Here is a 17,385-nt window from a genome sequence, read left to right on the forward strand (position 1 = left end):
GAGCGGTATACTTATCTAAGTGATAAAAAAGGAAATGCTGTGAGAACTTCGCTTATCGCTTCGGCACTTTTACTCTCGACTACTCTGCTCAGTGGGTGCACCGAATGGTTTAACCCGGAGAAGGCTGTATTCGAAAAATACAATCAGCGCCTAGCAAATGTTTTGGAGGTATCGGAATCCGAACTCGAAACTTCACATGCCGTCACCATTCCCGACAAACGAGAGTTGTTTCAAGAGCTCCCTCGCCTGTCACTTGGCTTACTAGAAAGCTACCAACTGCGTCAATGTGGTCTTTTTAACTTGTTGGCAGAAAAGAACTCACAACTGGGAAAAGTTCAAGACGCTTTTTACGATTTCGACTATCAAACCAGTCTGCTTAGAACATTAAATGGGTGCTTGAGTGATTACCCATTAAGCGATGAGGAAATAACAAAGCTCAGTGGCTTGTACGATCAGAAGTGGCACCACCTAACAGTACATCTCGACAATATGCTGCTTACTAGCGACGCCATGCGCAAACAGCTAACAGGTTCTGAATGGTTACCATTAGAAAGCAAAGACCAAATTGCCCATGTGCGAGATGCTTTCCTTGCTCTAGATGAAATGTACCAGACACCCTATCGCACCCTTTCTCGCTTACCCGACATTACCATAGTGAACTATCAAGAAGAGCTCGAAAAAACACGTATTGTTGGACGACTCTATTACACCTTGGTTGATGCGACCCATTGGCTAGAACAAACCACACAAATGCTTGAAGAAAACCAAGACAAGATCATTTGTGGCGCTAACCGTGATACAACTCAGTTTCGCTATTTGAGAAACGTATTCCAATCCATCTATGTAGCCGAAGTTCAACCTTATATGGCGTTCGTTGATAGTACTTATCAGCAGTTAAGTGTTGGAGTCCGATTAGTCGAACAAAGAATGGCTGCGCACGGGAAGAGTTACGGCATCGAATCGGCACACAACCAGTTCCGAAAAAAAGCATTAGAACATGTGCATTTTTGGAAAGAGCTGTTTGGGCGTTGTGGTGTCAAAGTAGCGCGCTGATATTATTCCTTTAGTCGCTCACGTAAATAACGAGCAAATTTAGGGACGCCATTGTGCGTATAGCCATTAAAACGATAAGTAATGGTTGCACCTAATTTAGGTGGTGATTTTCTATCCTCATCGGTAAATCCGCTGCCAATGTAAAACTGCTTTCCTTCTGATGTCTGTATTAAAATCGCCCCCATCATTCCAAGCAGTCTTCCCGTTCCTGGTTTATAACCAATAACTACACCTTCTGCATCTTCGTAACGTTTAAGCTTAAGTAGGTCACTACCACGCCCAGCTTGATATCGGCTAGATACCTTTCGCAACATCACACCCTCACCCTTAGAGTGCGCAATGTTATCGAGCTGCTTAAAAAGTTGTTTCTCACTTTTTATCGGCCTGTGCTCAATGTACTTCACGTGGTCAGCATCTAGCTGTAAGACAATACTTTGAAGGTTATAGTATCGCTTTTGGTAATCACCAGCCGCTTCAGGAATATCAAACACCATAAAATCGATGCCCCTCCACGACGCATCATTGGGTGTTTTATCTAAAACCGTTTGCTGAACAATATTAAAGTTACCTCGTCCAGCCCACAGTTCCCCATCAAGAGGAAACGGAGGTAAGTCTTTCTTAAACCATTCCGGTGCGTGAATAGTATTCCCGTTTCGAGTAACAAACTGTCTACCTGTCCAATACGCCCTGATGCCATCAAGTTTCTCACTGTACCAATATTCCGCGATATCGATATCTTGGTGGTACGTTTCAGCAAGGGGGACAAAAGGTGTCTCAGAAGACTCTGCAGTAGCACTAATCGTAGCAATTACTGCCAAAGCAATTAAATTCATTCTCATAATAAGCAACGACCGTTTTACCCTCTCATAAGCATCATTAAAACCCATCAATAAACCGATCTACATGGGCAACCAAAATATATCCGAGAGAGTGCAACAATACTGATGCTCATCGTCACCTTAGTTACATGATTCTTCAAAGCACTTCATATTGCGCAACTCCCCAACTCTAAAAGTGCCGTCAATTTAATTCTCATTTTGGTGACTCAGTTTCTCAATGTGGCTATTTCATTGCTAACTCCGTTTTGATTCTCAATTTGAGAGTCAACACCAGCCACTACCAACCGAGCACATCAAAAATACATAACCAATTGTATTTATTGAATAAATTATTTGGCACATTAAGTGCAACACAAGAATTACAACGAAGGAGATATCACAATGGAACTAAAAAAAATCGAAACGAGCCACACCCAACTTACATTGGAAATTTATGGTGACCTAGATGCCAAAGGTTGTCGCGAGGCGCAAAGTCAAATTGACGATGTAATTCACTCGGACAATCATCCGGAAGTTGAAGTGAACTTAGAAAACGTCCAATTTCTTGATTCTTCTGGTATTGGTGCCATTGTTTACTTGTATAAGCGCTTAGTTGAACGCAACAGAAGTATGCGTATCGAGAACGTAGCAGGACAACCACTAGAGATCATGTGTTTGCTGCGTATTGACCACGCAATACCTGTTAATTCAAAACTTTAAAACAAAAAATAACCGTGATAAACGGAGGTTGGCATGCTAAATACTGTGCAACAAGGATTCGTTTGCAGTTTGTTGGTGGGCATCGTTGGGTGTTCCTCTCTTGGCTACCCCGAACATGGTAACGGCGGTCTTGCTGAAAGCTATCAAGATATATCCATTGAAAACTACCAGTTCTCACCGGTAATGCCAGACGAGCCACTTGGCCCAGAACATGGATTACGTTTTGATTGGCAGCTTAGCAAGCTACACCTTGATGCATTAATCCAAGAAGGCGCACGGTGGTGTTTCCCTGCTGCCGTCGTTCAGGCCCTCGAGAAGCAAAACCGCATTGCTCGCGAGTTAGAAGGTGGACTGTTGCTGGATGCTGCAAATGATCTTGTTATACAAAGACGGCGACTCAACCAACTCGAACAACAACTCGATTACGTACTAACCCAGACAAAATGCACTCCCCCTCAGGATATTGACGCACTTCGACAAGATCTCGATGTCGTGGCGAGTATTTATCAATTACTAAATATTGATAACCAATTTGCCATCGACTCAGCAGAAATTAATCCTAAATACATGGGGCACTTGGCAGAAGCCGCTTATTTGCTACGTGACCATAATGACCTAACTCTCGTCGTTACAGGTCATGCAGATGCTTCCGGCGACTCAGATTACAACCAAAAACTGGCTAAGGACAGAGCAGAGCAAGTAAAGCGATATCTAACTGTCTTTGGCATATCTCCCGATCGAGTTGAAACCAAATCTTTGGGAGAAGAGTTACCGCTCTATGAAGGTCAAACCCCAGGCGTTAAATTGACCAACCGACGAGTGAGCATTGAAGTTATTGCAGAGACAACTCACGGAGGCACATTATGAATATCATGCGCATACTCCTGATCATGTTCTCCATCGTCTTTAGTGCTATCCCTTCAAGTTCGCTAGCAAGTAACGACTCGAGCACAGTTAAAGTCGGCGATTTGGTGCAAATTAACCTCCCCGGCGAAGCAACGTTGAATAGAGGGTTTCAGGTTGATAAGCGTGGCCGAATAGAGCTCCCTGAAATTGGTCCAGTCTTTGTGGCTGGTTACACAGAGCAACAACTGCAGGCCGTCATCATTGAAAATCTGAACACCGTATACCGAGAAGTGAGCAGCGCACGAGTGTTTATTAAGCAGCAACAATTACTCATCTCTGTGCAAGGCTATGTAAACAAACCCGGAGAGTACACGCTCCCAACGGGTTCAAATATACAGATGTTCTTGTATGAGGCTGGCGACCTGCGTTCAGGCGCGCAACTCGATAAAATGATTGTCAAACGTGGTAACAACAACATCGAGTTTGACTACAAACGATTTTTAGATACCGGTGATGAAAGTCAGTTACCTACGTTGGAGTCTCTTGATGTTCTTTTCGTGCCGGCTTCACCTTTGGTTGGGAACATTGAGCAAGAGTTTGATGCTGCAAAATTAGCAAACTCCGGGGATAGTGCGGACTCAGCGAAAGCAATTAAAGTGTTTGGAGAAGTCAACGCACCTGGGTCTTTTACTTATAAACCTGGCTCTTCATTGGTGGACATCATTATGCGCGCTGGCGGGGTCACCCGTTATGCCAGTGTCGAGCAAATACGAGTCATCACAAATAACACCCCTATCCTCTTTAATCTGAAGAATTATTTAGATTCTGGTGATACCAAGTTACTACCAGCTATTGAACCGGGCGCCACTATTTTTGTTCCTAAGCAAGAAGAGGAAATTAAAGCAGGTGCCAATGTGGTGTACATAATGGGAGAAGTCGATAAACCCGGAGCCTATGAAGGTAAAAAAGGCGCAAGCTTTATGGACATCTTAGCCAATGCAGGTGGTCCAACACGCTACGCGGAATCTCGTCAAATTCGGGTCATAAAAGCAAGTGGTCAAGTATTGAAGTTTGACTTAACGGCTCATACCGAAGGCCTAAGTAACCAGCCACCTCCTAAGATTCAAGCTGGAGATGCCATCTTCGTTCCTGAGAAAACAGATATGAACGAAAAGTCTTGGCTCAAGGTGTCACCTGACCGCGCCGTGGCAGTCATGGGCGAAGTGGTTCGTCCCGGACGAATAGAATGGTCAGATGAAATGGACCTCATCGATTTGCTTGCGCATGTGGGGGGACCTACGCGCCGTGCAGACACCACTGAAATTGAAGTGGCAAATAATGGGAAAATGACCAAGTTCAATTTAGATAAATACATCCTTGATGGTTCTCCAAGATCAAGGCTTCCCGCGATTTTCGCTGGCTCGATCGTCCGCGTTCACGAACTCCCTGATGACCCTTCAGATAACAAATCGCAATGGGTGCGCCAAAGTTCAGACGCCTCGATATATGTTTTTGGACAAATAAACTCACCAGGCCGCTATCGATTCACGCATGAAATGCACTTTCTTGATATTTTGTCCGCTGCCGATGGCCCTACACAAAACGCAGACATTCACAACATTCGCGTCACTCACCGCGGGCTAGGCTATGCCAAAGTGAGTAAGCTGAATCTGTCTCTGTATTTTGAAACTGGCGATGAATCTATTTTGCCGAACGTTCGCCCTGGCGACACTATCTACATTCCAGAGAAAGATAAAAACTGGTTAGATCGTTCTAAAGAATCTACCGTTCGAGTCCTTGGCGAAGTCCGCGACCCTGGTCGATATGTATTTAATGACAATATGACCATTCTGGATTTACTTGCTGAGGCGGGAGGCCCGACAGACAGCGCCTATTTAGAGAAAATAAGCGTGGTCAATATGTCTTGCTGCCAAGGTCAGGCGAGAACATTTAACTTGGTCGATTTTAGTAAAACTGCCAACATCTATGACTTACCAGTTATCCGAGCCGGTGACACCATTTATATCCCACACAAAGATGAGAGTTTTGCAGAAAAAGCGCGCGCAGGTTTACGCGATATCCTCCAAATCACAACCACCATTGTCTTGATAGGAGCCCTCTAATGACGATACCAGCAACGCATGCTGAAATAGAGCAGCTTTATTTACAATGTGAACTTAATGGATACCGTTCAGTTTGTATCAGTGCTTGTCAAAGTGAAGACGGGGTAACCTCTGTTGCAGCCTCACTTGCTGAGCGATTTATCTTATCTGGCCAACGCACTTTATATGTGGATTTCAACCTTCACAAACCTGCATTTGAAGCTTTGTATAAGCTGGACGACGAGGTTGGACAGCTGATCGGCCATACGTCTAGCCACCAAGCATTTGTTGGAGTGACTGCCCCCGAACAGGCAACGAAGCAACTCAACTTCCGAGACCCTAAATATCTATCTAGTGACATCAAAGATTGGTTATCACGTTATGACAAAATTGTGTTCGATACTTCACCACTGCTAAGTCTAAATAAAAGCAACGTCCCAGCCCACATGGTCGCATCAACTTGTGACGCAACGATACTAGTCACTTGTTTTGGCCAAACGACAACAAGACAGCTAGAGCAAGCTAAATCACTTCTTGATTCAAGCGGTGCACACCTGATTGGTTCTGTTTTAAACATGAAACACTCACCTAGCCTCAAGGAAGAGATACAAAGACAAATTGAAAAATTGCGATTCATTCCCATCCGTTGGCGACAAAACTGGATAGAATCAGTACATAAAAGTGAATTATTAGAACTGTGAAAGGGGTAAGGCGATGAAGGAAGCGACCGAACGACTATCGAAAGATGAACTCGTTGACGAAACGATACTGCAACAAATGATAAAGGATACGAGTGCAGACATTATTCCAATGCTCATCGAGCACTATATTGATGAATCACAACAACGACTTGCAAACATTGAACAAGCGGTTCTGACACACAACTTAGAGCAGCTTGAATTTGAGGTACATACACTAGGAAGCTCTGCCCTGGCATTAGGTAATCGAGCTCTCTCACGCTTAGCTCGAGACATAGAAAAGCTATGCTTAGACGGTGACAACCAACAAGCTATAGCCAAATGTGACGAACTGCCAACACTCGCCCAGCGCTCTTTTTCTGCGTTAGTTGATAGAAAAAACATGGGTTTTTAGTTGTCATCAATCACTGCGTTTGATCACTTAATTCATTAAAAAATAAAGTAATATCTTCCATCCGATACAACATATGCTAATACTTATGTTAAGAAAGATTAAAACAAAAATGATAACGATGATGGAATAACGTTGGGGAAGGATTATGAGACCAAAGGTTTTATTGGTAGAGGATTCAACCTCTCTTGCTATCTTGTATAAACAATATGTTAAAGATGAGCCTTATGATATTTTCCATGTTGAAACAGGCAGAGAGGCTAAACAGTTTATTGAACGAACTAAACCTCAACTTGTCATTCTGGACATTAAGTTGCCCGATATGTCTGGTGAAGACGTCTTGGATTGGATTAACGAGAACAATATTCAAACCTCGGTAATTATTGCAACGGCTCATGGCAGCGTAAATTTAGCGGTCAATCTGATTCAAAAGGGAGCGGAAGACTTTTTAGAGAAGCCCATCAACGCCGATCGCCTCAAAACATCCGTCTCATTGCACCTCAAGCGGGCGAAGCTCGAACATTTAGTTGAAAACATCCAAGCAACTTTCGATCGACATAACTATCACGGCTTTATCGGTTCTAGCCTACCAATGCAGGCTGTTTACAAAACAATCGATGCGGTAGCCCCTACTACAGCCAGTGTGTTCATTGTCGGAGAGAGCGGCACGGGTAAAGAAGTTTGTGCAGAAGCTATCCACCGTCAAAGTGATCGTCGTGATAAGCCTTTCATTGCTATCAACTGTGGTGCTATTCCGCGAGACCTCATGGAGAGTGAGATATTTGGTCATGTCAAAGGAGCATTCACCGGAGCAACCACAGACCGAAAAGGAGCGGCCACACTGGCACATGGTGGTACATTGTTTCTGGATGAACTATGCGAAATGGAGCTAGAAATGCAAAAAAAGCTCCTGCGCTTCTTACAAACAGGAACCTACACACCACTAGGTGCTAGCAGAGAAATGAAGGTAGACGTGCGCATTATCTGTGCAACAAACCGAGATCCTCTAGAAGAAGTGGAACAAGGACGATTTCGTGAAGATTTGTATTATCGTGTACATGTTGTGCCTATCGATATGCCACCATTATCCGAGAGAGGAAGTGACATAGTCACACTTGCCACTCACTTCTTGAACACTTACGCAAAACAAGACAAGAAGAAATTCAAATCGTTAAGTAAAGAGGTTCAAACTCTTTTCAAAGCGTACGCGTGGCCGGGCAATGTGCGACAACTACAAAACATCATTCGCAACATTGTTGTTTTGAATAATGAAGAGCAAGTTTCCCTATCCCACTTACCTTCACAGTTAACCGCTAAAAAGAGAGCTCAAACAGACACAACAAGCGCTAATTTTGGTCGCGATTCAGTAAACCATGTACAGCAGGTCACACCGAGTTCCGACCTAGAAAACATCGAAACACGCCCATCTTATATCGATGAACCTATCGCGCGTACTCACTCAAACAATACCCCATATTTTAATGACGATGGCAGCATTCGCCCAATGTGGGAAGTCGAGCGAGAAGCAATTCAAAACGCCATTAACTTCTGTGATGGCAATGTTCTCAATGCCGCTGTAATGCTGGAGCTAAGTCCATCAACGGTATACCGCAAGAAACAAGCGTGGGAAGCAGATGAGGCCAAAATTGAGTAAGAAACCCGCAAGTAAAAAGATCTGGCTGCTAATTGATAGCCGGATCTTTGGTGGAATAGAAAGCCACATACTTGAATTGGCTAAAGGGTTGAAACTGTTTGGCTATAGACCTTTGGTGATTTTTACTAACCGCTACGATACACATTCGATTCTTCATCAAAAGCTGTCTAATGAGCATATTGAGTGTGCCTACTTAGACCAATTATCTTCCAACGGGCAGAAAAAGCGCCTCTTTCAGCAGTTATCGTCCGCTGTAATGCAGCACAAGCCAGACGTTATCCATACCCACGGCTACAAAGCTGCGCTTGTCGCAAGAGTCGCTAAAATTCTGTCTCGTACCTTTCCCAAACTGATATCAACTTTTCATGCAGGAGAATCACCAACAGGTAAGGTATGGCTGTATGATTTTGTTGATCGCTATACTGGCTTTGTTTCAAACTCTCGCTTTGCAGTGAGCAAAGAAATTCAGCGTAAACTACCCTGCTCATCGATATTGCTAAATAACTTTGTGTCCCTACCGCGAAATATACCTAACTATCAGCAAATCGCCTTTGTTGGGCGTTTAAGCCATGAAAAAGGGGCTGATAATTTCATACAACTAGCAAAGCTCAACCCAAATACAAACTTCTCTATTTATGGTGATGGGCCGGACCGAGCTCAGCTGGAACTTGATGCACCAAACAACATTACCTTTTATGGCCACCAGAAAAACATGGACAAGGTTTGGTCAAATATCGACTTGCTCGTCATATCTTCACGCTACGAAGGCTTGCCAATGGCAGCTCTTGAAGCCATGGCCCGAGGGATTGTGGTGTTGAGTTTTTCTGTAGGTCGGCTGCCAGAGCTTATAGTCGATGGCAGTAATGGTTTTCTAGCAAAGGATGTTCGAGCTCTCTCAGACAAACTGTCTCTTTGGGCTACGTTACCTGAAGCACAAAAAACGCAAGTCCGACAGAAAGCAATAGAGACCATATCCAATAACTTTTCCACCGAGAGTGTGATTCCTAAACTCGTCCCATACTATTAGGGTCTGTTGAACTTTCGCGGTTAAATTTTGTTCGAGATAGAATCCTCATTTCGAATCTCATTTTGAGAATGCATCCCCTCCCTTGCTCACCACAAACCAATAAACCAAACAAAATCATACATATAAACTAATGGCATATTTTGGCATCTCGGTTGCAACTGTTGACACATAACAGATTGGCTATTCGAGGTGATTATGAACAACATCAAACGAATTCTATATGTACATTACGGCGACAACTGGCTTCGAGGTAGCGAGGTCGTGTTGCTTGATCTACTCAAAGGACTAGATCGTTCGAAATTTGAGCCAATCGTTTGGACTAATTGCTTGCCGTTAGCGAAAAAATGCAGCCAGTTAGGTATTCAGAATACGGTTTCTGAGTTTCATATGGTTGGTGGATGGAATATGCCCCGCTGGGACGTAAGTGGATGGAACACGCTCATTAAACAAGGAATAAATTTGATAGAAGAGCACTCCATTGACCTTGTACACGTAAATAGCGGCGGACCTTGTCAATGGATGTGCTGGGCTGCACGCATGGCAGAGATCCCACTCGTAACACAACTACACTGCCACTACACGCTTAGAGATCGCTTTTCTTTAGGGTTGCACCTCTCCCCTAAATTAATCTGCGTTAGTGAAAATGTGAGTTTGCAACTGCTAGAAGATGGCTACCCAAAACAACAAATGCGTGTCGTACATAACGGCGTTTCTTTAACACAGAAATCTCTATCGAAAGATGTGAAGCGCGATTTAGGCATACCCACCAGCGCGTTTACCTTTTTGTCTGTCGGCTCTCTAATTCAACGTAAAGGGTTTGATCGACTCATTCATGCCATGCGTTTACACAACTATCACCAACAAAACCCACACTTGGTCATTGTCGGTGACGGAGAAGAAAAAGAGCACTTAGAACGACTGTCAAAAAGCCTAGGTGTTGATGAGCGCATTCATTTTGTTGGTGAACAGGACAACGTTGCCGAATGGCTTACTGGTAATGTAGATGCATTTATTAGTGGTGCATATGAAGAAGCTTTTGGCCTAGCGCTTGGTGAGGCTGCTCTTGCTGAACTGCCTATTATTGCCCCTATGGTTGGTGGTATCCCGGAGCTGTTTAAACACAATCACAATGCGCTCTTATATCAGAGTTCCGGTATGGCCAGCCTACTAAATGCCATTCAGCAGATGATGACTGACGCTTCATTACGCGAAAGGTTATCGCTCAACGCTCGTAATCATGCAGAAAACAATCTATCCGTAGCCACTTCGGTACAAGCGATTGAATCTATCTACCTAGAAGAACTTAGTGGTCGGGAACCGACACGAATCCCTCTTTCACAAGGGGTAAAACCCATCACACGATGGTTAAACCTGAACTAGCGGGGGTGAGTAATGCAGCGCGTATTAATGTTTGACTCGATACCTATGAATGGTGGTTCAAAAGTCGCCAACTCAGAAATTTTGGCTCTTTGCGAAAATAAAAACATCACTGGTTATATTGCCTCTACTCATGTTCAACATTGGGAAGCCCACTTAAAGGTGAATTCCAATATCAGGTTATTGCCACTAAAAATCTCTCCAATACAAAAATCTTATGGCCTTGGTTATTGGTTGATGTGCTGCTTTTACACTCTACAGCTTTTGCTTATCGCTATTCGACAACCCAAGTTTCATAGTTATATGGGACTGTCTTGCCCTAGCAATGATATGCCATTGTATTTGCTGCGCTTAATCATCAGTAAACCGATCGTTCAAATGATTCATGGCCCAGTGGCTGCCGCCCGTTCTACAGGGTATTGCCTTACAAAAGCCGCAAAGATTTATTATCTCGCGAGTACAAAGTCTTCCATTCTTCTCGCTTTGGAAAAATATCTAAAAACCTCCGCTATGGAGACAAGAAAAGTCTGGATGAGCTTTAATGCCGAAATCTTTATTAATGGTCTGTCTGAACAGCGTTGGTCAAGCCCGGCGAATCCTCTGTCTCAACGCGTCTTCTGGGCGGCAAGTTTGCTCAAATGGAAAAACGTCGATCTTCTGGTTGAAGCGAGTCGTCTAGACAAAGATAACTACATAGACACCCTAATATGCTACATAGAGCCGCAAAGTGAATTAGATACATCCACACCTGATTTTGAAGCGAGTAACATCCAGTGGGTGAACTCTCCTAGCAACCTCGATGAGCTTAGAGCTTCTTGTGGAATATTTGTTTCCACCAGCATTAACGAACCATTTGGCCTCTCAATCCTTGAAGCATTAGCCGCTGGAATGTGCGTGGTTATTCCTAGTGACGACAGTTATTGGGATCGAGTACTTATTCATGGAAAAAACTGCATTAAATACACTCCCAATTGCCCGAAATCACTTCACAACGCAATACGTTTGCTCAATGAATCACCTTGGCAAAAGGTGACCATGAGTATGGAGGCATTGAATCTAGCCCAACTCTATAAAGCCAATCGATGTTATGAATCAATTCTTCGTACATTAAGCAATGGAAGTGATGACCTTACCTCAAAGCCAAAGCATAAGCGTCCTGCTAAGGGGGCCCATCATGTCTAAGGCTATGATCAACATGTCTTACTTCGCTTTGGCGCTGATTATTAATAAAAGCATTAGCTTATTAATGCTGCCTGTGATCCCTCATTTCTTAGCACCTGCACAGATGGGGAAATTGGAGTTACTTACTTCTTTTAACGTTGTCGTTGCTTTGGTTGTTTGCTTTGCGCTAAACGAAGCTCTCTTTCGATTTGTCGGAACAGAAAAACGAACAAACGTACAATTAAAACTAAGAAACAACATCTACACGTTAACCGTTAGCATATCGTTTATTACTGCACTGGCTCTGTTTGCAATGCTCTCCCTTGCTCCCCTGCCAACCGAGTTTATGTTGCTTGAGCTTATCGTTATCATTTTGTGTATCAGCCTTGAGGGCAGTATTGGTATCGGTACTGCGTGGTTGAGGATGAAGGACGATAAAGCGAAAACCTTGTTTACCATGATGGTATCAACCACCCTGCTTCAAGTTATTTTCATCATTACAGCATTGAACGCCTCACCTTCTGTATTATCGGTGCTATTGGGCGGCCTAGTGGCTTCCTCAATTCAGTTTGTTTGGCTCCACCTCATTAATCGTTATCACTTCGCTTTTCCGAGCAAAGAACAAATATACACGTTTCTCCGTTACAGCACGCCAATCATGCTCGCGGGTCTAATGGCCTTTTGCTTAAATGGCGCTGAGCGTTGGTTTATCGGTGCCAATGCTTCTTTAGAAACCTTGGGCGTATACGCTATCGCTGCCAAATTTGCTTTAGGGATGTGCATATTGGTCCAGCCTTTTGGTATGTGGTGGATGCCTCGACGCTTTGCGTTCCTTGAGGAAGGTAATGCAAATACAGCCATACGAATAACCCACCTAGGCGTCGTCTACATTGCAGCATTAACAACTTTGGTTGCGACTTTAGCCTATATCATCATACATACGTTGCTGCCAGAAACTTATCACGATGCCTTTTTATACACTCTGTTCCTACTACCAATCGCAATGCTTAAAGAATGGTACGAACTCCTGAACCTCCCAATCCTCTATAAAAAGCACACCAATAAGCTACTTCTAATTAATGCTTGTTCCGCTAGTCTTGCTGTACTACTACTTTTCAGCCTAAACAACATTGGGATCTGGGGGGTATTCATCGCGCTCTACATTGCTCAAATGGCAAAACTCGTAATGACGCTCTTTGTTGGTAAGAGCTGTATAAAAATGAGGTTTAATATCAACTTGTTGGTTGTGATGCACTTACTCTCCGGTATCGGACTGGTACTCGTGCACTCCAGCCCTTCAACCTTTATCGCAATGCTATGCTGCATCGTAATGTGCTGTGTTTACTTCTTAATCGCCAAAAAATATATGACGAAAAAGCAACGTAAAGCCGTTAATGATCAAGTACAGAAGTGGCATATCCAACTATCTAGGTCTTTACAATGAATACCCATAGCAGCAATGGTAGGCACATTACCATCGCAGCGTTTTTTTGCTTCGCTGCGGCAGGTGCTTGGTGGCTGCTCCCTCACCCAGTGATGATTGTAGCGCTTTGTGTATTCCCTTTAGTGGCCTTGTTTGCTTTAAGCCAAACCTTTTGGCTCGTTACGCTTTTCGTTATTTTCTCTTTCTTCAGAATCCATGAAGCATTCCCTACAATCTATAACTTCAAAATACCTTTGCTACTTTCTTTAGGCGCATTGGGGGCTTTGTGCTTTCACATTATATTGAGTCGCTCCATACAGCCATATTGGCACCCATCGCTAAAGTGGTTAGCCATTTTTTGGCTTCTTACCACCATAGGAATTGTTTTCGCATCTAACCGCGGTATCGCTATTACTGAGTTTAAAACGGTTTATTGGAAAATAATCCTAATGACGCTTGCCATCACTTGGCTCATTAACACGCCCAAGCAACTTGCAAAAATATCATTTTCTATCATCACCGCTGGCTTGCTCATCGGGTATGTTGCCCTGTCTAATGCATCCAATGGTATCGACCTTGTTGAAGGAACTCGAGTCTCCATAGGGCGCAGCTTTGGTTCAGTGCTTGGCGACCCAAACGACCTCGCGCTCGTTCTTATGTTCCCTCTAGCTTTTGCTGTTGCTCAAGTGGTAGACGTTCGTTCACATTGGCTCTTGAGAGGATTCGCTCTCTTCGTCTGTATTGTCTTATTTGCTTCAATTATTGAAACTCAAAGCCGAGGGGGACTCTTAGGTTCACTATCAGTATTTGGTTATTTCGCATTCAAACATATAAAAAGCAAAACTCTGGTTATCACCCTTGGTTTGGTTGGTGCGCTCGTTCTGTACGCGGTAGCTGGCATTTCTGGAAGAGCATCGGGCGGAGCGGCGGAAGCAGGAATAGACGCCTCAGCCATGGGCCGACTCTACGCATGGGAAGCGGCATTTAAGATGGCGATGCACAACCCTATTACTGGTGTAGGTCTCGACAACTTCTATTACAACTACTTCTTCTACAGCCCTCATTGGGATGGCATCAACCACGCAGTCCACTCTACTTGGTTCGGAGTATTGGCCGAAACGGGCTTTGTTGGCCTATTTGTATTTATCGCACTTATCGTCTCTTTATGCCGCACGTCTCGACAGTCGATTAGGTTGCTAGGCGAACACTCGCCTTCAGCACTTGTCATTGGGGCTAACGCCGTGTTTGGCGGCCTGATTGGCACTATCGTATCAGGTACTTTTTTAACCCAAGGCTTTACGTGGCCAATCTATATACTGGCAGCACTTACGGTTGCGATAAACAGAATCGCGCAAAGTGACTTTCAAAATGAGAATAACCACAACAAATCAAGCAGCGCTAGCTTAAGTTATTGATTTTAAACATCTAACACTCTGGCACGAACTATGAAACAGATTCCTTAGATTGCAGTTTAAGTTTATTGGGAGTCGGTTATGAAAGAGATTGTGGTTTTTGGGGAAGATTTTGGCGGCCTACCTTCATCGACTCAGCATATCATCAAGAAACTTAGCCGTAGTTATCGCATTCTGTGGGTTAACTCTATCGGCCTTCGACAACCAACCTTATCAACCAAGGATTTAAAACGGGTACTCTCAAAAGTCAAAAGCCGATTTCATTCCAAGAAAGAAGCAAGCTACTCAAACAGTAAGTTTCACAATATCGATGTCGTAGATTGCCTCACCATACCGGCACCTAAAACTCGTTTTGCACGAGGTATTGCCTGTGAAATGATCAAATTCCAACTTACAAACACCCTGAAAAAACTCAAGTTCGATAAACCCATTTTTTGGACTTCGTTACCTACTGCTGCAGATGTTTGCCAGTCAATGAGCAACAGTGGTGTTGTCTATTACTGTGGTGACGATTTTTCTGCATTAGCAGGGGTTGATCACAAGACCGTCATACGCCACGAGTCGGATTTGGTGCAATACGCCGACCTTATACTCGTGGCAAGTGAATCACTTGCTGACAGGTTTCCATCGCAAAAAACCTTTGTTGTGCCCCATGGTGTTGACTATGACTTATTCTCTACCCCGACTCCGAGTGCGAATGACTTACCATCCCCAAAGGAGAAAGTTATTGGCTTTTACGGAAGCCTTTCCAATTGGTTAGATTACGACTTAATCAAGCAGGTTGCCTTGCAATGCCCAGACTGGACATTGGTATTTATTGGTCCATGTGAGTTAACCACAAACTTGCTACCCAACTTGCCGAATGTTCGCTACCTAGGGCCGAAACCACATACCGATTTGCCTAAATACTCTCAGCATTGGGCGGTAAGTTGGTTACCTTTTGTCGATAACAAACAGATCAGAGCATGTAACCCACTAAAATTACTCGAGTATCTTGCTGCAGGAAAGCCTGTAATCAGCACACACTTTCCCGCTATCGTTCCTTATAAAGGGATGATCAACGTTGTAAATAACGCCACAGATGTAAAAAAATGCATGGATAACCTCGTCCCCGTTGATAAAGAGAAAATGAGTATCGTTAAACAGCAAAGCTGGGATAGCAAAGCGCTATACATTGATAAACTAGTGAGGCAGCTATGAACGACCTAACGAGTAACCTAACCGCAATGTTAGTTGGCGCTTGGCGGAGAAGGTATTTGATCGTCCTACCAATGTTAATACTGCCCATTCTCGGTTTGGGTGTGAGTAGGTTATTGCCAACAACCTATATCTCTCATACCAGCATGTTGATACAAGAAACAGCGAAATTGAATCCGTTTCTTGAAGACATCGCTGTCTCGACCATGCTCAAAGATCGACTCAGTGCACTAAGCACTTTGCTTAAAAGTCGCCACGTACTCTACTCTGTGGCCACAGAGCAAGGGCTGATCGATCAACACACTACAGATGCACAACGCGACTATATCATCGGACAATTAGCCTCCCGGTTGTCTGTTCATCAGTTAGGTAAAGATTTCATTCAGATTCAGCTAAAAAGCCCTCACTCAGAAGGAATGGACACGCTGCTTACTTCTGTAAGCGAACACTTTATTGAGCAGTTGCTCGCGCCAGAACGCTCATCGATTAAGGATTCAAGCCACTTCCTCAACATGCATATTACTAAGCGAAGAGAACAACTCGACAAAGCTGAGTTGGCTTATGCCGAATATAAAAATGCCTATTCACACGCTACGCCAGAAATGCAATCTCAAAGTCTTGCTCGCTTAGCTAGCTTAAAGCAAACCTTGGCTGAAAAAGAAGCCGAACTGGCAGGTGTAGAAAGAAGCCTTGGCAGCTTAGACCAACAGTTGTCAAAAACAAACCCAGTGATTGGTAAGATAGAAGAACAGATTATCGAGATCCGCAGTGAACTTACTCTCCTTCGCGCAAGGTATACAGAAGCTCACAGCCTTGTTCAAGGCAAGTTACGTGAGCTCCAGCGGTTGGAGCAGGAACGCTCAATACTGATCAAATCGAAACAGCCGGAACTCAATAGCGCACAACTTTGGGACATCGCCAGCAACACCAAGCTCAGCCAATTAGGAGAAGCACAACCACTATTGGTCAGTCAGTTACATCAGTTACAAATCATGCGAGGTAAGTTTGAGTCACTCACAGAGGAAACCATTAGTCTGAAAAAAATGGTGACTGAACTTGAGTATGATGCCAACCGTTTTGGTAGCACAACGACAGACATTAACCGCCTTGCTCGAGATGTCTCGGTCAAACGAGAGCTCTATGAGGATCTTGTCGAGCGCTATGAGATGGCACAACTCACTGGTTCATTGGGTAGCTTTGAAGAAGGAAAAAGAGTGAAAGTCATTGATGAACCTTTTGTACCCAGCTCTCCTTCAAACTTGCCAGCAATTGTATTTGTATTGTTAGGCTTTGTTGGCGGCGCTGGGTTAGGCATCAGCTTAGCCACCATTTTAGAACTAATAGATAACTCCGTTCGTTCCAAGCAAAGCTTAGTAAAGAGCTTGGGCGTCCCGGTCATTACCGTAATTCCTCAAGTTAAACCTTAACCCGAAGCTCATTTGGGTTTATTAAGCGCCATTCGTGGCGCTTTAGTTTTTTCTCACCTCACCATTCTGATTCTCAAAA

The 17,385-nt window shown here is 43.9% G+C and carries 15 protein-coding genes; 14 read left to right on the forward strand and 1 reads right to left on the reverse strand.

The window, feature by feature from the left end:
• Nucleotides 1-39 precede the first annotated feature (39 nt).
• Nucleotides 40-1,053, forward strand: a complete 1,014-nt coding sequence (locus tag BSZ04_RS16385) for a DUF3080 domain-containing protein (RefSeq protein ID WP_088880858.1) — start codon at nt 40-42, stop codon at nt 1,051-1,053.
• A gap of 2 nt (nt 1,054-1,055) precedes the next feature.
• Here BSZ04_RS16385 and BSZ04_RS16390 read toward each other — a convergent pair whose 3' ends face one another.
• On the reverse strand, nt 1,056-1,892 hold the full coding sequence (locus tag BSZ04_RS16390) for a DNA ligase (protein ID WP_162531067.1): 837 nt from the start codon (nt 1,890-1,892) through the stop codon (nt 1,056-1,058).
• Between the two features lie 381 nt (nt 1,893-2,273).
• On the opposite strand from BSZ04_RS16390, the gene BSZ04_RS16395 reads away from it, so the two are divergent.
• The 13 genes from BSZ04_RS16395 to BSZ04_RS16455 all read left to right on the forward strand — a co-directional run bounded on the left by BSZ04_RS16395 (nt 2,274) and on the right by BSZ04_RS16455 (nt 17,306).
• Nucleotides 2,274-2,591 carry an STAS domain-containing protein gene (locus BSZ04_RS16395; RefSeq protein ID WP_010448144.1) on the forward strand — a complete coding sequence of 106 codons (318 nt, stop codon included), beginning with the start codon at nt 2,274-2,276 and terminating at the stop codon, nt 2,589-2,591.
• Between the two features lie 33 nt (nt 2,592-2,624).
• Nucleotides 2,625-3,458, forward strand: a complete 834-nt coding sequence (locus BSZ04_RS16400) for an OmpA family protein (RefSeq protein ID WP_071235403.1) — start codon at nt 2,625-2,627, stop codon at nt 3,456-3,458.
• A 23-nt stretch (nt 3,459-3,481) separates the two neighbouring features.
• Nucleotides 3,482-5,560 (forward strand): SLBB domain-containing protein, encoded by a 2,079-nt coding sequence (locus tag BSZ04_RS16405; RefSeq protein WP_420186073.1) that lies wholly within the window; start codon nt 3,482-3,484, stop codon nt 5,558-5,560.
• Entirely contained in the window at nt 5,560-6,240 is a 681-nt protein-coding gene (locus BSZ04_RS16410; RefSeq protein ID WP_088880860.1) for a P-loop NTPase family protein, read from the forward strand. Before BSZ04_RS16405 ends, BSZ04_RS16410 begins: the two co-directional genes overlap by 1 nt.
• Before the next feature lie 13 nt (nt 6,241-6,253).
• Entirely contained in the window at nt 6,254-6,631 is a 378-nt protein-coding gene (locus tag BSZ04_RS16415; RefSeq protein WP_071235406.1) for an Hpt domain-containing protein, read from the forward strand.
• A gap of 145 nt (nt 6,632-6,776) precedes the next feature.
• On the forward strand, nt 6,777-8,282 hold the full coding sequence (locus BSZ04_RS16420) for a sigma-54-dependent transcriptional regulator (protein WP_088880861.1): 1,506 nt from the start codon (nt 6,777-6,779) through the stop codon (nt 8,280-8,282).
• A complete protein-coding gene (locus tag BSZ04_RS16425; protein ID WP_088880862.1) occupies nt 8,263-9,309 on the forward strand; it encodes a glycosyltransferase family 4 protein in 1,047 nt (348 codons plus the stop codon). The genes BSZ04_RS16420 and BSZ04_RS16425 overlap by 20 nt, the downstream gene beginning before the upstream one ends.
• Before the next feature lie 195 nt (nt 9,310-9,504).
• On the forward strand, nt 9,505-10,689 hold the full coding sequence (locus BSZ04_RS16430) for a glycosyltransferase (RefSeq protein WP_088880863.1): 1,185 nt from the start codon (nt 9,505-9,507) through the stop codon (nt 10,687-10,689).
• Between the two features lie 12 nt (nt 10,690-10,701).
• On the forward strand, nt 10,702-11,868 hold the full coding sequence (locus BSZ04_RS16435; protein ID WP_088880864.1) for a glycosyltransferase family 4 protein: 1,167 nt from the start codon (nt 10,702-10,704) through the stop codon (nt 11,866-11,868).
• Nucleotides 11,861-13,291 (forward strand): lipopolysaccharide biosynthesis protein, encoded by a 1,431-nt coding sequence (locus BSZ04_RS16440; RefSeq protein ID WP_088880865.1) that lies wholly within the window; start codon nt 11,861-11,863, stop codon nt 13,289-13,291. The genes BSZ04_RS16435 and BSZ04_RS16440 overlap by 8 nt, the downstream gene beginning before the upstream one ends.
• Nucleotides 13,288-14,685 carry an O-antigen ligase family protein gene (locus BSZ04_RS16445; protein ID WP_162531068.1) on the forward strand — a complete coding sequence of 466 codons (1,398 nt, stop codon included), beginning with the start codon at nt 13,288-13,290 and terminating at the stop codon, nt 14,683-14,685. Before BSZ04_RS16440 ends, BSZ04_RS16445 begins: the two co-directional genes overlap by 4 nt.
• Nucleotides 14,686-14,763: 78 nt before the next feature.
• Nucleotides 14,764-15,882, forward strand: coding sequence for a glycosyltransferase (locus BSZ04_RS16450; protein ID WP_088880866.1), 1,119 nt, complete (start codon nt 14,764-14,766; stop codon nt 15,880-15,882).
• Nucleotides 15,879-17,306: a GumC family protein gene (locus BSZ04_RS16455; protein ID WP_088880867.1), complete on the forward strand. Its 1,428-nt coding sequence runs from the start codon at nt 15,879-15,881 to the stop codon at nt 17,304-17,306. The genes BSZ04_RS16450 and BSZ04_RS16455 overlap by 4 nt, the downstream gene beginning before the upstream one ends.
• Nucleotides 17,307-17,385: the final 79 nt, after the last annotated feature.

It is taken from the genome of Vibrio rotiferianus (genome assembly GCF_002214395.1).
In the GTDB taxonomy this organism is placed as follows: Bacteria; Pseudomonadota; Gammaproteobacteria; order Enterobacterales; family Vibrionaceae; genus Vibrio; species Vibrio rotiferianus.